Origin of the sequence: Cytobacillus solani (assembly GCF_001420595.1) — a bacterium.
GTDB lineage: Bacteria > Bacillota > Bacilli > Bacillales > Cytobacillaceae > Cytobacillus > Cytobacillus solani.
Genome location: NZ_LJIX01000006.1, coordinates 4,061,709 through 4,078,054 on the forward strand (window position 1 = coordinate 4,061,709; position 16,346 = coordinate 4,078,054).

A 16,346-nucleotide genomic window follows, 5' to 3' on the forward strand; every position below is an offset into this window, starting at 1 on the left:
TACCAACATTTGTTATAATTAGTTAGTAATTGAAAAGGGGTGAAACTATGAAGAAAAAACTATTTTACATAGCTATCGCATTAGGAATATTGTTATCTTCTACTGCTTTTACTTCTGGTGCTTCAGCAGCATGTGGAAGTCATGTTGGCAACCACAAAATTTGTGGACCTTGATTCTTGTTTGGAGCGCTAAATTTCTTAGCGCTTTTTTACTTTCAATGTTAATAAACATAATACAAAATCTATAAACTAAACCCATCAACAGCTTCATCCATAATGTCCTGGTTAATCCCGATATACCTCATTGTCACCGCAGGACTACTATGGTTAAATATCTGCTGTAAGACCGCGACATCCTTGTACTTTTGGTAAAAGTGATATCCAAACGTCTTTCTAAGGGTGTGAGTACCTATCTCACTTATACCAACCTCTTGAGCTCAGCATTGAGAATCTTCCATGCCTGAACCCTGTGTATGCGGTCCTGACCTCTTCTTGACTGGAAAAGATATGCTGCTGTGTTCTTATCAATCGTAAACTTGCTGATATGTTGCTGTAGTTCGTTATTGATCTTAAATACACCTCCACAAATTGGACATTTATATATTTCAAGAGAGTAATTGAATCCATGTACTTTAGTTCAAAAAGTTTTTGCTTGATTGCGAATTCCTTTGTGATTACACCTTTTTTATCAATTATTTGGGTACTGCCATCTAGGTTAGTTACTTCAAAGTCTGCAATATACTCAATCTTCCGATAAGTTTTTCCATTCTTTTTGAAACTATCTTGAAGTAGGTACCTTGGCTGCAACTTGAAATCCTTAATTTGCTTTGCATGCTTTTTCCACTTTAATTGGTTGTAATAAATGGCTTCTGCCCGTGAATCATACGTGATCCCATCTACCATTGTTTTTTTATTTCCGTACTTAGGTGTTGATTGGATAATGTACCTTCTTTCCCATATAAAAAACACCCTTCAGAAGTATCGATTAGTTACTAACTAAATACGATACAGGGGGTGTTTTTTCCTTGTCTCAATTTACTGGGTCACTCTACAAAGCAAGGGTTTTTTCTTTTTTTACTCTTCTATTTTTTTGTGATTATCAAGTTGTCGCCGAAGTAAAATTTTTGCTATTTTCACTCCGCATTTCCGACTTATTTTAGAACATTTAGTATTAATGGAGAAACTTGAGATGGTACGGGAAAAGGGTTGATGCGTTTGAAGTGAATTAGCTGTGCAAACTTCCCCTCAGCCAAGGACGAGATCGATAGGGACCAATTGGGATTTGGATTAGGCTGGTCTTTCCTTGTTGATCCATTTTATAGAGTTCATCACTTAAATTCGCGTCAAATCCAAGAAGCGGGTGCCCTCCCATCCCGAGAGCTGAAGCGGCCAAAAGCAATCGTTGCACGAGCATGCCTGCTTCCATCTGTTGGATTCGATATCCCCTGTATCCTAGTTCTTTTTTATAGAATTTTTTGTCACCAGCCACATGCAGGCAAAGTGGTACTTGGAGCAAATTCACATTATCCAGAGACATTCCAGTCTGCAAATGGAGTCGATGGTCTCCTGGGCAAATTTCTCTTAACATGTGTTCTGTACTGTCATAATAGTACGCCCCATTTGAAATACCTTCAACATTATATAAACAGCTGTAAATTGTTACACGAGGGAAGGAACTCCTATATGCTTCATCTAAATCATTTCGGTATGAAAAAGAAGCTGTAGCTTCTAGGAGAAGGGCGGCCAGTTGTTGTTGACTCACCATTCCCAAAACGAAATCCATGTCGGGAGAAAATCGGTTTCCGCAGGCCTCGGCCAGATCATACGACAGAGGCTCTATATGAGGTAATACCACTGCGGGATCCACACGTTCCGCAATTCCCCTCCCCTCCATCACCCGAAATGCCCATGTGGAATTCAGCTTAGAAGCTTCGTTCATCGCAGTTATCATCGGATATTCTCTGACACTAAGTGACCGCTCGAAATGTTCTGGGTGAATCGCTGGCAGCTCTTGTCTCAATTCCTCCGATATAACATTTTCGTATAGTCCCCTTCCGTTAGTAGACCAGTTAGTGGTTTCCACCGAAAGTGGGATTACACTATATACGCTCTCCTCCTGTTCGGATAATCCAAGAAGATGATTGATTGCGGTATCAAGAAATTGAAAGTACACCCCTGAGGCGAAGCCAAACCGTTTCGCTACCTCCATTAACTGTCCAATCAGCACACCCGCATCCAATCCTTGGAGTCGGTACGCAAAATTGTTGTATTTAAAGAAATTTTTCCAGAACCTTGTCGACACAAAGACAATACCAAAACACGAGGAGATGTCACACCGATTGCCCAGAGCTCTTGCTATATAGGAATCAAAATTCCCTTCCCGCAGCAATACCAGGCTATGGTGTGCTGCATCATAATGATAAACTCCATCAAGGAGTCCCTCTACTTTCAAATACACGTACAATTCGTTAGGGTACAACGCTCCACCAGAAGGAGCAAACCGCCGATACGACTGCAAAGGGTAGGAATCTTGCTCTGTGGAATCCATCGGAAAGACTGATTGGCTCAATTGAGTAAAACCGAATACATACCAGAGAAAATGACCAACTCTATTAAGATCCAGTCTAGCCGGAGGTTCTCCTCCCGTAAGCGTCAGCGGTACTTCCGCAGACAATGGAACAACCGGTAATCCACTGTAGAGTTTATATGCAAGCGGTGCATCCTCCCAATCCGCTTCCCAGTTCGGCTGATTTGCTTTATCAATATCAAAATGCAGATTGTGCAGAAATTTTTCCAGACTCATTCTCTACCTCCTAATCACTGCTTAAGGAAACGGATGCGGATGTGGATTGAGTTGTTCTGGTCTCAATGGTTTATTCGTATACCCAAGCTCCATAGGGACGCGGAGTACCCTTTCAAGCCCTGTCAGGCGGGTAAGGTGGTGCCCGAATGTCATCGGCAGCATCCCCGGAATCAGTACTTTTACGCAATACAATCCGTTTCGTCTCGTTTCCGGTGTCGTCTGGTCTATTATAATTACATCAAGGTTTAACTGACGGAACACATGAAGGATGTCTTGCAAATCATCGGTAAGATCCGTATGATTCGACTTCCACATAAACTCCTCCTTAAAAGTTCGCATTGGGCCATTGTCGTCAAGCAAAAAGCTTAAGCGCTTTTCTGCTTGCGGCAAACCGTATAGCATTCCGTGGTCATCCATCTGCCGAACTAGGGAAGAATCATGCAGCATTCTTTCATACTCCTCCTGGTTCGCCTCAAATTTTTCATCAAGGTTCAGCATCATGCCAGCAAGCTCGTGAACCGCGCTTTTCACCGCCCGTACCGGATCCAGATGAGCTCCGGCAGCACAGATGAGATTCAATCCCTTTTCCTTTCTGTTTTTAGCCATTGCCCAAATACTTGGAATACCGTGTTCCATCGTGGAGTTATACAAATACAAATCATACCCAGCGACTGCTCGCATCCGTTCGACCATTAATTCCAACTCCAGGTCGTCAGCTGTAAAAGGATCCAGTCGTGGAAGGTTTAGCTTCGCGTACCAAGTCATAAGGAATGAATCACGCTCGACCACTTCCATAATTCCGTAGAAAATGGCCTCCTCTAAACTTCCTCCTAGTGCACATCCATTGGAAGTTTCATAGATAAAACCGTGTGACCCGCATCCAACACTGTAATAGGCAAGGAGCTCTGGAACCAGAATTGGACGCTCTTCTAACAGCGAATAACCCCACACCCAATTAATAGAACGGGCAGGATCAAACGATTTAAATGGATAACCAGGCTGCTCATATTGTTCCTTTGCGTGTACTCCTACCTTCAATGGATTGAGCGCTTGATTTTCCAGGTTACGAAAACTATCATGGATTACTGTCCGTTTCCCACGTGGCTCCAAACCACAGTGCCGCTCCAATCCCTCTAAGATGGCTGTCAACACGCTTTCTGCGTATGAATGAGTCCGGCCAGCTGTTCCCTCGTCTCCGGTAAACATAGGCAGATTGACACTCGCATCAGCAAATGGAGTCACTAGGTCATACATTTTACTATTCAAAAGGCCAGTACGATTATCCAGATAGTCTTTGACAATAACTTTTTTCATCTCATCCAATGGACGGCAGCGGAAACTGCTGGAGCTGATTTTCAGACTTGGCTGCAGTGAAATTTTGGCTAATGTTTGTGAATCGTCGGGTAATCGACCACAGACCGAACACAACGGGTCGGGTAGAAAAGTATGCAAGGAACTCTTCAGTGTTTTCAAATCAATTAGATACACCTTACCTTCCGAATAAGCCTTATCACCTTGTAATATATTCTGTACCTCACTCCCAATCAGGTGAGCCATTTGCAAAAGTCCGGTACTTGAAGCCCACGGGTCACTTTCCATTCCTCCGGCCACAGCAAGCCTCTTTTGCACCTCCCACATCTCTGTGCGGTCACGTCCTCCCATGAGACGCCTCATGTCCGCACATTGAGAGCAACCTGCTGCACCTGGTCGTACGAGCGGACCAACTACACCCTCTCCAAATGAAATGAAGCCTCTTAACCAGGGAGTACCAGTCTTTCGTAACACTTCTTCCGCCTTTTGATGAACAGAGGGTTCCCAACCATCATCCAAAACAAGGGCGAAGTCAGTATTTTTTGGAACTCCTTCCTCAAAATTGGTCTTACGAATAACTAGTTGGTGTGCTGACAGTTCCTCGCTTACAAGGTCCGCCAGTACCCCCTCTCCGACAACCAAAACGAAGGCACTCAATGTGATTCCTCCTCTAGCAGCAAAACACCAAACACTCCGTCTAGTTGCTCTTTAAAAACAGGTTCAAGTCCTAATTCGAATACTAAGACCCGTTTGCCATTCCGTTCCAATATTTCCATAGCTCCCTGTAGGAGGTCCGCTTGTATCCTCTCTTCATACGCAGGAATGCTAAGACTAACCGGCATCTTTTCTTCCAAAAGTACGGACGTTACCTCACAGGCTAGTTCATTAGAGGAGTCTGCTTTGTCTTGCACTTTGATAAGTGCCTGCTGTAATGCCTTCCGTAACGCCATTGTTATATTTAAATCTGCACTGCCATACCATCCATCTTTCGTACCTACCCAGACTACAGGAAAACCGGATACTTCCTTTCCTGTTGCGATAATTGGCGCTCCCCGCATCGTAGTCAGTGCCTCTAAATAGAACCTGCATCTCTCATCTTCTATAAAACTCAACTGTACTCGAGAAACACAATACTTCTGATTAAGTTGTTGCTTGCTAAGCTCCTCTGCCAAACACTTTTGCAACCCACGGCCAACACCTTCCACAAACGATTCACCAGCTCCAACCCCGACCATTTCCTCCGGTACTACTAAACCTCCTTCAACATTTTTATTTATTGGCAGAGTATTAACGATCAAACTGACCATTCGGGATATATACATTTCAATCCCAGTTAGTCCTGCTTCTCTTCGTGCCTCCTCATGAGTCAAACCTGAACAGACAATGTCTTGCATCAACTCAGCCGGACCCTCCGACAACGGGTCAACTGCCTGAACGCGGCACTGAGCTAACGGAAGCTGCTTTAAATCTCCCTCCTCCCAAATATGGAAGATCCCAGATTCTTCTGACGTCAATTGGTTGAAATAAAGAAGTAATTTACCTGGCTCAACTTTCTTTAAGCCTATTTGCAGCCGGCTTTCGACATCTTCAACCCATTCAGCAGAATTACCGCTTGTTACCAGTGGATGAGGCAAAAGTGAATGCCAGTTTCCCTCCAATGTATCCAAATCCAGAAGAAAAATCTTATTCCTCTGTTCCAATTCCATGACTCCTGTAACCTCTTTAAACATTTCAAATACGATCACATTGGCTAACAACGATCCCGGAATGGCAGAGAAGGGAGGGAGTTGCTTATTTTTGAATAATACAGAATGGTGTAAACGGCGCCATGCTGTCTCCCAACACACCTCGGAATTTGGATGTACTAATGGACCTGCTAAACCTACCTGCTGCAGGCATATAGCAGAAAGAAACATTTTCTTCTCTTCCCTGCAAACTGTATGAAGATGTCTAAGTTCCTCTAGTTCTCCCTCCTGACTCACATACAAAATCGAATCAAAGGGCTTCACTATTTCTCGCCAACCCTCCTTCTTTCGCGGAACTTCCTCTAAGTCAACCTCTGGGTCTATTTTTCGTACATGTTCCACGAGTTCTTTTAACCTCTGTCTATTGGTCGGAACCTTGTCTGTGATTAGTACTTGGATCTTAGTCAAACCCGATTCAATCAACGAAGAAACCAATGAATTTAAAATAGGACCCGAACCAACTGCCAGCACTTTGGCCTGACGGAAAACTTGAAAACGTGCCGCCCCAGAACCAACTAAATTATCCACAAATTCAATTTGAGATGCATGCTTTTTAATATGATCATCCGACAATTGATGCGGAAGGTCCTGGCTTAAATCTCGGACATACCCATTCGCATACAGCACTTCTGCAATTTCATATACCCGATCCCGGTATGGGCCAGGCAATCCGTTAGTCAACTGCTCTAACGTATACTCCCCATTGAGCATCGGCAACAACTTCTCAACCCATTGATCGATCCCACTGCCTTCGATACGGAATGAACTTAAGTTGTTTCGAAAATACACACCTCTGTTTGGTTCAGGGAGATAAAACGTGTCCCTTTTCACTTTCATACGCATAGAAGGGTTCAAATTTGTCATCTTTCTCCTCCTTACCGCTTGTGAACATAAATGTTCAATATCCTGCCACTAACATCGTATGTACTGCAATTTGTCCGTTATGTCTTAACTTATAGAGAATGACCCCTGCAACAATGCAGGGATCTTCTCAAATAGAAAACTAAACTATTAACCGGCTTAGCTGCCGCCACCACCGCAGCGACCACCGCCACCACAACGGCCCCCGCCGCATCTGGAGCAGCGTGAGCAACTAGAACAACTAAAGCAGTTAAAGCAACGGAAGCAACTAAAGCAGTTAAAACAGTTAAAACAGTTAAAACAGCTAAAACAACTAAAGCATCGGCCAAAACCAAATCCTAAACCAATGAATTGTCGATCCTGATCGGTATAGTACTGATTTTGATCCCAAGGGACTGCCTGAGTCGCTTGGAAATCGCCAACATTCAACATTTGAAGTTCACTTTGGAAATTATTCATTTTTTTCCTCCTCAAACAAATTAATAAGGGATACCGCAACTTGAAACGGGAACAGCCAAGTTAAATCGAAAAAAGAACTGTATACCAGATGAATACATTGAATATTAGAATTCATCAACAGATTATGTACAATAGATGGGTATTGTTACTGATACATAAGCCTAATTTAACGGAACTGGAAAAGACTATTAAAACGAAAACAAGATGATTATAAAAACCAAAAATAAAAAAAATCCCTTGATCGGCAGCTGAATCATTAAAAAACTAGTTTCAATCTCCTAAATTTGTGCTGGTGGTACTGGATAGGTTGCACTTACTTTATTCCATTCATGTCTATGAGCTCTTAATGGAGTATGAGAATGTCTTTGGTCTTTAGTGACCTATTGGAGACATCCTTCATGGTATCGCGGCAATTAATAAACTATTTCTTTGGTTCCTAAATGAAAATACTCATGTTAGTAAGATTTTTATAGAAAATGCAAAAAAGTGAAAAATCCTAATGAAGCTTAGGATTTTTCACTTTCTTTTCTTTGATAAGTTATTAACGCTGTAATATTAAAAAACGATAATATTTATTTACATTCGTATATTTTACAGAACAAATTTGTCTATAGCTTGCTTTAGATCATTAATTTCATCTGATAATTTTGTTGCAGACTGAGTTACTACTTGAATGGCTTTTTGCTGTTCATCAACAGAAGAAGTCACTTGCTCTGCTGAAGCAGCGGTTTCCTCACTAATAGCTGCAATACTTTCAACCGATTTTGCAATCAGATCCTTTGCATCCATGAGAGCTTCTACACCTGATGCTGTCTCAGAAATCGCAGTTATAATATTATATACGGAAGATTCGATATGATTGAATGCAGATTCCGTACTATTCACGGCTTGATTTTGTTCATTTACGATTAATAATGTTTTATCCATTTCTTCGTTTACTAAGTGCGTTTCAGTTTCAATACCATTCAAGGATTCTCTTACTTTAAGCGTCGCTTCTGATGTTTGTTCTGCCAGCTTTCTAACTTCTTCAGCAACAACTGCAAAACCTTTTCCATGTTCTCCCGCTCTAGCTGCTTCAATACTAGCATTGAGGGCTAATAAATTGGTTTGGTTAGAAATATCATTTATGGCTCCTACAATATTTTCGATTTCTTTCACTTTATTAATTAAACTGATGATGACACGTTGAACATGATTGATTAACTCTGATGTTTGTCCGGATTTTTCTTTAAGGAACTGGATATTCTCTAGTCCTTTTTCATTGGCAAGCTGCATATCTTGAGAGGACTCTAACATATGGTTATTTTTTTCATGCACAACTACGATTTGATTCGCAAATTTAGTAGTCATTTGATTCGTATCATCAGCATCAGAAGCCTGCTGAACAGAACCTCGTGAAACTTCATCAATTGCTCTAGCAATTTCGTCTCCTGAAGCTGTCGTTTCTTCGGCAACTGCTGTTAAATTTAAGGAGGTCCCTTGAATTTCGGTAATCGAATTTTCTACATTCCCAATCAAATTTTTTAAATGTAAAACCATCTCATTAAAACTTTTGTTTAGCGAGCCTATTTCATCTTTTCGCTTCAACTCATCTAATGAAACAGATAAATTTCCATCTGCCACATCGTTGACCTTTTTTGAAAGCTTTGTAAGAGGTGTTGCCAAGTGCTTAGCGAATAATAAAGCAATAATCGTTCCAATTATTAAAGCTAAACTAAGTGTAATTGCTAAAATATTTAATAATTCATTCGCTGGTTTATTAAAGTCCATCTTATATGCTCCTGCTGAAACAGCCCATCCCCAATGTGGTTCCAACTTAGAGTATGATATTTTTTCAGCAACTTGATCTTTATTATTTGGGAGCACAAAATAAAACGTTGTAAATCCACCACCTGACTTAGCTTTCTTTATCTTCTCCTGAATAAATAGCTTCCCATTCTTATCTTTATTATCCCAATTGTTTTGACCTTCAACAGAGGGACTAGCAACCTGTACGCCATTCATATCAATAGCATACAAATACCCATATTCTCCTATATCTACTGGATTTACAATCTCCCTAGTCCCATCACTTCTTTTCGGTCCGATTAGTATTTCCTTAGCCTTTTCTTGAGCTTCCTCCAAAGTTAATTCCCCATGCTCAACTTCTTCATTTAATTCATTTATTAATTGTATGGCAGATTCTACACTATTTTTTAGAATCATTTTTCCCGACGCTTCTAAACTGTCTTTTGAATTTTCATAGCTAACTAAACTAATGATTAAACTTGGTATAGCAAGTAACAATAGCGAGATGCTAATAAGCTTAAACTTGATTGATTTCATGCTGATATCTCCTCTTTCAATTTTCTATCTTGTTCTAAACTTCAATGAATTGGGTCATCATAATTTTCTTATCGGAAAAAGGCTACTATTCTTTAGGTGAATTATTGTATAAACGAAAATTTTTTCCATTTTTTAAAGCAGGAAAAAACTCATTCGTGTATCTTTAATCAAATAAGCATTCCTATTCTATCTTTTATTATGGGAATCAGAAAATAGTCAATAACAATTAATATGGTCAGAGTTTGGTTGATAATCATATAAATGTGCTAATAAAGAGTTTGGTCATTGTGTTTCCATTTAGTCTATTAAAAAACAAACCTACCTTATGTTTACTTAATAAATTTTTGTTATAATTTTACTAATGAGTTATAATAATCCACAGGGGAGGGATATCAAATGAATATTCAAAGAAATAGTTTTGCTGTTTTACCCACTAATCTAAATCGATCTGTAATGAAAACTAATATCCAAAAACAAAATAACTTTAATATAGATGAGAAGAATGATTTTAAAGATATGCTTTTGTTAATGATAAAATTAAGTAATGAAAAAAAAATAATGAAAGCTTTAGGTAATATAGATGCAAAAATACCTAAGTCTGATACAGAGCCTTCTATGAATAAAAACAATGATAATAATAAAGAGTCCTGTCAAACTGATTCAGAAAAGAAAATGGATACCCATTCAATGAATAGTACAAATGATGATCTTAATGCTGAAGAATTAGAAGCAATTAGTATTAAATTAACTGCCAAGATACTGGGTATTAACGAAAAGGAAATTTTTTTTTAAAAGGAACCTAAGTGGGTTCTTTTTCTATCATTTTGTTTCCAATCAAGTTCATGACCTAATCTTTTATTAATTTTTATAGCATCTTCTTTTGAGACTGAATACTCCCCAACAATATGATCCTCATCATCCAATAAATCAATAACAATCGCTAAATCAGATTTTATTTCAATATTGTTAAGAATTTCTCTTGTATTGCTTTTATCACCTATATTTAATGCAAAAAGTGTTAAAAATCCATCCTCTTTGGGATCAACCTAATGCTTGTAGTCTCCTAATACTTATTGTTGGGAATTCTGGTAAAGTCTAAGGGAGAGCAAATCTTTCGCTCTCTTGCTATTTTCGCAACCTCCAGTTTGATAAGTATTCTCAATTCCCTCTTTTCGGGGACTAGAAGTAGTAGTTCCTGCATAATTTATTTATTTGCATTATTTCTCGTCCCAATCATTATTCAAAATACTTCATATAATAAACTTGTACAATAAATTTTTTTGCCATCCAGTTTGCTTCTGAGCCTTAAAGGCTCTTTTTTATATACATAATTACGCATAGAATAAATCATTTATATTAGTGGCAAATTATCAATAAAATTAACTGGAGGTTTTTATGGAAAATAAATTTGCTGTTATTATTTTTTTCTCTTTGCTAGGAATAATCGCAACAACAGTATTCAGTAGCATTTTAATGAACCAAAACAGATTAATACTAGCTAAGCTTTCCAAAAAATAGTATTCATTTTCCCAGGAGTTCTTAATGCTGCATAAAAAACTCTTAGAGCCATAGTGCATCTCAGAGTTTTTTCATTTTCACAATAAAACAGGCCCATTACAGATGAATGGGCCTGACGAAGATTACTTAATTAAGGCTATCTCCGTTTTTTTCTTCATTTTTATCAGGATCTTTTTCTTCTTTGTTGTCATCTTTGTTATCTTCTTCCTTCTTTTTCTCATTAATATACAGCTTGCCATCAGCGACTTTACGTGTTTCGTTGCCAAAGTCATCAGATACTTTCACTTCGATTTCAGCTCCGGCCGCTTTTACATTTGAAGTGGCTGTATAGTAACCTACATAATGTCCTGGAGCAGTTTCCATCATAGGGAGCTCAGTTGCATTTGCGATATCACCCGCATTTGTTAAAGGCATTCTAATAGCAAAGGTTGCTTTTAGCCCCGGTGCACTATCAAACTCAATTTTAACAGACTCACCCTTCTTCAATTCTTTATCTTCAGTTGGAAGAAGGTTTTCAATTGCTGGAGCAGTGTAAACAGCATGAACGGTTACTGTTTTCTCAACTGTGTTTCCAGCTTTATCCTGAGCTGCAACAGTAATAATGTTTTCCCCTTCATTTAACAGGATGCGAAGAGAGAATTTTCCGTCTGTCATTTTCGCATCTTGCCCATTTACTTTAACAGAGTCTAAATGCTCATCAGAAACCGTTCCTTCCACTGTGACAGTTTCCTTATTCGATTGCGACTTATCTTCTGGTGAAATAATTTCTAGTTCAGGATTGGTTTGGTCGAAAATGATTTTTACAGGATTAGAAGCGTCGGTTGATCCTAACTCTGTTGTAACTTTTGCAGTAAGGATATTCTCTCCTTCTGTCAATGAAACGTCTGCTGAGAAGGTTCCTGCCTCTGTTGCTTCAGTAGTGGCAATCTCTTCACCTTTATTGAAAATCTTAACGGTTGCTGCCGGTGAAGTTGTACCTTCGACCTTCACTGTACCTTCTTTTGTATAGTCTCCGTCTTTAGGAGAGGTAATAACTGGTGCTGTCACTTCATAGTTAACTGTGGAACGGATCATATAATTCCCTTCCTCTTCTGGAGAAGGAGTCCAAGCTCCACCAACTAGCTGCCAGCTCCGCTTCGCATTTGGTCCATTTTCATCTGTCGCTAAGCCAGGAGAACTTGTATTAATTGCACTTTGAATGTAAACCATGTAGAAATCACCGTTTACCATGATTCCATGCTCGCTTAAATCCACATGTGTCCATTCACCGTTTCTTAGAGCAGTTGCATCAAATGGTCCGGCAAGTTTTTTACCAGGGGCTCCATCTGGACCGCTTGCATCATAGACTTCAACCTTGAATGCAGTACCTCCTGGAACTGGCCATTCCGTATCCCAGAAACGAAATAATCCACCAGTAACCATGGCACTTTCCTGTCCTGCTGCTAGACTCATTTTAACCGCCCAGCCATTTCCGGCATCGTAGAATGCACGGGCATTTTCGGCTGTTCCGTCATCATAGCCAATTTCACCAGGGTATCCGATAAATGGCTTTAACTGTACGTTTTGTTCAATTGTGCCTTCGCTAATCGTAACCTCGATTTCTTGACTATAGTATGAAGGTGCCATCACTTTTAATGTATACGTACCTTCATAAGCTGTTAATGAATATTCACCGTTTGCATTTGTTTCTACTGGCTGAACAGCAGCATCCTCAACTAAAAGAAGCGTTGCATTTGAAATTGGCTCCCCAGTAGCTTCGTTTGTAACAGTTCCAGTCACAGTTCCTTGTGGGATTTCTTCAAGGACAAAGTTTGCAGTTACTTCACCATCTTGCGGCACATTTACAGTCTGAGATTGTGAGCGATAGCCATATGCTTCCGCCTGAACAGTAAAACTGCCTGATGCATGTGTAAATTCATATGTTCCATCTTGAGGTTTAGTAAACACAGATCTGCCAGATTCTAAAATACTTACCTCAGCTGTTAATGGAAGAAGTGCCGGTGCAGGCTGTTTTTGGCTGCCTTCGTCCTTTACGATCGCATCCTTCTTAGGTTCAATTTTGTTTGGATCGACTTTTTCATCCTTTAATGTGGCTTTCGAGTCATTTTTAGCAGTATCTGATTTTGTCGTGCCAAGCTGTGCTTTATTAGTAGCCTGAAGCGGTGTGTTAGCAAGCTGAACATCATCAATGTACCAGCCTGGTCTAACTACAGAACCATCAGTTGTTACGTTAAAACCTACATAGATTCTTTGGCCTGCATATTCGCTTAAATCTACTTCACCGTTAATCCAATCAGCTGTGATATCATTCACGCGAAGCTTTTGCGTCCAGTTTTCCATGTCAGTAGAGACAAAAACATGGCCATAATCATAGTTTCTTTCGAGGTTATGCCATTGTTTAAATTGTAAGAATGCGTTACCTTCTGGAAGATCAATTGGCGGCATAACTAAAGTCATATTTGCACTGGCATCATAGTTTCCTGCGAGGTTAGTAGCAAACACCTTTTCACCAGATGCGGCCTTGCTTGGTCCAGAAGTTGGCACTCCCCATTGCCAGCTGTTTTTTACTCCGTATGATGTCCAGCCAATTGGTTCTGATTCAAAATCTTGAGAATAGCCCACAGTGATGCCAGGCTTAACGGAAACTTGGTACGTATCTGTTCCAACTTCGTTTCCACCGAAATCATTGACTTTCCATTTGTATGATACAGAAGGAACAGCAATATCATCACCAGGAATGGCTGCCGTATATGTTCCATCTTGGTAATCTCCAGAAACTCTGCTTGCTTGGACAGTCGCCCAGCTGCCATCCGATTTTAAGTATTCGAGGACAACATTCAATACACTAACATTGTCAGTTGCCTTCAGTTCTAGAGGCAGGTCCATTCCTGCGTATGTTTCCTGAGGTGCATGATGTTCCACTTGTGGTGCTTCATCATCATTGCCTTCTTTTGCCACTTGCCCTTTGATTTTTCCAAGACCGGAAATAACAGAGGAAACCGCATCGAAAGCATTAACGAGACCTGATCCGAAACCGTTATTTGGTGATGTCGGATATGTTCCATTCGTTAACGGTGTAGCTGTTGTCATTAAAATCTCTTCGATTTCTTCCACTGTTAGGCTTGAATCAACTTGTCGAAGCAATGCCGCAACTGCCGAAACATGCGGTCCTGCCATAGAAGTTCCATTCCAGCCGCCTTCATAGATGCTTCCAGGGACAGATGAGCGAATATTTACACCTGGTGCAGAAATATCAGGCTTGATTTCTCCATATGGAGATGGGCCTTGAAGCGAGAAGCTTCCTAGTCCATTATTTATGTCTGTTGCACCTGTAGCATATGATTCTGGATAGTTAGCTGGGTTGGCAATAGAACCCGGTCCACCAGGATTTCCTGCTCTAGTATTTCCTGCTGAGAATTCAGGGAAGATTTCCGCTGCGCGCCAAGCCTGAACCATTGGACGGTACCATTCATCAAGCCCTGGACCTCCACCCCATGAGTTATTAACAACATCCGGCGCTTGTTCAGGATGTGGATTTCCCGCAGCATCTTTTGGTGCTAATATCCATTCACCAGCAGCTAGTAGATCACTATCTGATCCGCCACTCGCTGTAAACGCTTTAACGGCAATCCATTTTGCACCAGGAGCGACCCCGATTTGATTCGCACCATTTGGTTCACTTCCCACCATTGTACCCGTTACATGTGTTCCATGACCTTGATCATCATATGCTGCTGCTCTTCCTGCAGTAGCATCGAACCAGTTAAATTCATGTGTAGGCGAATTTGGATTGGCTGGATTATAGCCGCGATATTTTTCTTTTAATGCTGGATGATCCCACTGTACACCTGTATCAATGGAAGCAACAACTGTGCCTGAACCATCAATACCCATTTCCCAAACAGCTGGTGCACCAACACGTTCGATGTTCCACTCAATTGCATTTGTATTCGCTTTTGGTTCCTTTCCAAGCTGCATAGATGGTTTTTCTGCAACTTTTTCTGGGATATGAAGTTGTCTAATTTCGTTTGGAAGAACTTTTTCTACTTCTGGGAAGGCAGCAACTTGTTCCATAACATCTTTTGTTGCTGTAACTGCGATAGCATTGACAATATAGAAGGATTGAATTTCTTTAGCTTTGCCTTCTTTTTCTTGCTTGTGGAGGAAATCTGCTACAGATCCTTGAGTTTCAATAGCTGTTGATCTTAATGCGGAAAGGACTGCTGATCGCTTCATGTATTTAGCTTTTGCAGGAGTAAGATTTTGATTTAATGCATTCTTTTCAGCCTTTTTTGCCGCAGCTGCAGGATCAGATTGTTCCTTAAATTTAATTAAGAATGTAACTTGATCCTGTTTATCGAATTCATCTTGTAATCTGCTGCTAATTTTGCTTTTGGTCGATTCTAGCGATGATTTCTTTAGAGAAGTGTGCGGTGAACTCTTTCCTTCTGCATGCCCCATATTAGGAAACATGAGTGGGAGAATTAAAAACGCGACCGACAGGATAGACAGCAAACGGAATCGTACTTTTCTTTTTTTCCCCACAAAAATTCCTCCTCATCAATTTGTTTAATTGCAGTTAATAAACACTTTTTCCTGTTAGAAAATAACCACCTCCAGTTGCGGGAAAGGACCCCTTGTTACTGAAACTTTAGCTAATAAAAAAAAAGAAAGTTGTCGAATACACACGAAGGAAAAGTGTACCAGTTTAAAATGAGAGGAATGTATTAGGAGTAAAAGAGACATTTAGTCTAAAAGATTCAGCTAAATATCATTCTACTTAGCTGAAAATGCTCTCTTTCCAATAGAAAATCTATAATTTGAGTTTTGTATCATAAAAAATGAGAAGAAGGAATGTAGAGGTATTTTTTCATAAAAGTCTCATGGTTATAACGAAAGAGAGCTTTGGACCCCAATTCTTTTGACCTATCGAAACATTTATCAAAAAATATAAAATTGAAATAGTTAATAAGATGTGTAACTTTTTTGAAAATAAAAATTAATGCCTTTGAAAACTAAAAGTAACAGACTTAAAGTTTTAGTTACAAATTTTAATGAAAAAAGAATCCAATTTCCTACTTTCTCAACATGTATAGGAAAATAGAAATAAACTCACCTTCTCTTCATGAATATAAGGAAAAAAGGTACTAGGAAAAATTTCTACCGATTGGTATGGTAGACAATATTACATACGAAAAGTGGAATCGTCTTGTTTACCCTCTGGCATAGAATAAGACAAGCATCATGGATCAAAATTCCTTGCCTTTCTATGAGGGTTTACTATGTGACTTCGAGGGTCATGCTTTCAAAAAAAAATCTGTTCAT

General features: G+C 39.8%; 10 protein-coding genes. 2 read left to right on the top strand and 8 right to left on the bottom strand.

The window, feature by feature from the left end; genetic code table 11:
* Positions 1 to 47 precede the first annotated feature (47 nt).
* Entirely contained in the window at positions 48 to 173 is a 126-nt protein-coding gene (locus AN957_RS28935; protein WP_256376260.1) for a hypothetical protein, read from the top strand.
* 68 nt (positions 174 to 241) lie between these two features.
* Here the strand turns inward: AN957_RS28935 and AN957_RS28680 are convergent, their stop codons facing one another.
* The 7 genes from AN957_RS28680 to AN957_RS22245 all read right to left on the bottom strand — a co-directional run bounded on the left by AN957_RS28680 (position 242) and on the right by AN957_RS22245 (position 9,503).
* Complete coding sequence (locus tag AN957_RS28680) at positions 242 to 421, bottom strand: tyrosine-type recombinase/integrase (RefSeq protein WP_342668518.1); 180 nt, start codon at positions 419 to 421, stop codon at positions 242 to 244.
* On the bottom strand, positions 414 to 902 hold the full coding sequence (locus AN957_RS28685) for a DUF1064 domain-containing protein (RefSeq protein WP_056686092.1): 489 nt from the start codon (positions 900 to 902) through the stop codon (positions 414 to 416). Before AN957_RS28685 ends, AN957_RS28680 begins: the two co-directional genes overlap by 8 nt.
* Before the next feature lie 322 nt (positions 903 to 1,224).
* Positions 1,225 to 2,802, bottom strand: a complete 1,578-nt coding sequence (locus AN957_RS22225) for a SagB family peptide dehydrogenase (protein ID WP_053474541.1) — start codon at positions 2,800 to 2,802, stop codon at positions 1,225 to 1,227.
* Positions 2,803 to 2,823: 21 nt separating this feature from the next.
* Positions 2,824 to 4,770 carry a TOMM precursor leader peptide-binding protein gene (locus tag AN957_RS22230; protein ID WP_053474540.1) on the bottom strand — a complete coding sequence of 649 codons (1,947 nt, stop codon included), beginning with the start codon at positions 4,768 to 4,770 and terminating at the stop codon, positions 2,824 to 2,826.
* Positions 4,767 to 6,722 (bottom strand): putative thiazole-containing bacteriocin maturation protein, encoded by a 1,956-nt coding sequence (locus tag AN957_RS22235; protein ID WP_053474539.1) that lies wholly within the window; start codon positions 6,720 to 6,722, stop codon positions 4,767 to 4,769. The genes AN957_RS22230 and AN957_RS22235 overlap by 4 nt, the downstream gene beginning before the upstream one ends.
* Positions 6,723 to 6,878: 156 nt before the next feature.
* Complete coding sequence (locus tag AN957_RS27145) at positions 6,879 to 7,178, bottom strand: heterocycloanthracin/sonorensin family bacteriocin (protein WP_075209216.1); 300 nt, start codon at positions 7,176 to 7,178, stop codon at positions 6,879 to 6,881.
* A 591-nt stretch (positions 7,179 to 7,769) separates the two neighbouring features.
* Entirely contained in the window at positions 7,770 to 9,503 is a 1,734-nt protein-coding gene (locus AN957_RS22245) for a methyl-accepting chemotaxis protein (protein ID WP_053474537.1), read from the bottom strand.
* Between the two features lie 396 nt (positions 9,504 to 9,899).
* Between AN957_RS22245 and AN957_RS22250 the strand changes: the two genes are divergently transcribed.
* Positions 9,900 to 10,295, top strand: a complete 396-nt coding sequence (locus tag AN957_RS22250; RefSeq protein WP_053474536.1) for a hypothetical protein — start codon at positions 9,900 to 9,902, stop codon at positions 10,293 to 10,295.
* Positions 10,296 to 11,147: 852 nt separating this feature from the next.
* On the opposite strand, the gene AN957_RS22255 is transcribed toward AN957_RS22250, so the two are convergent.
* Positions 11,148 to 15,566, bottom strand: coding sequence for a S8 family peptidase (locus AN957_RS22255; protein ID WP_053474535.1), 4,419 nt, complete (start codon positions 15,564 to 15,566; stop codon positions 11,148 to 11,150).
* Positions 15,567 to 16,346 lie beyond the last annotated feature (780 nt).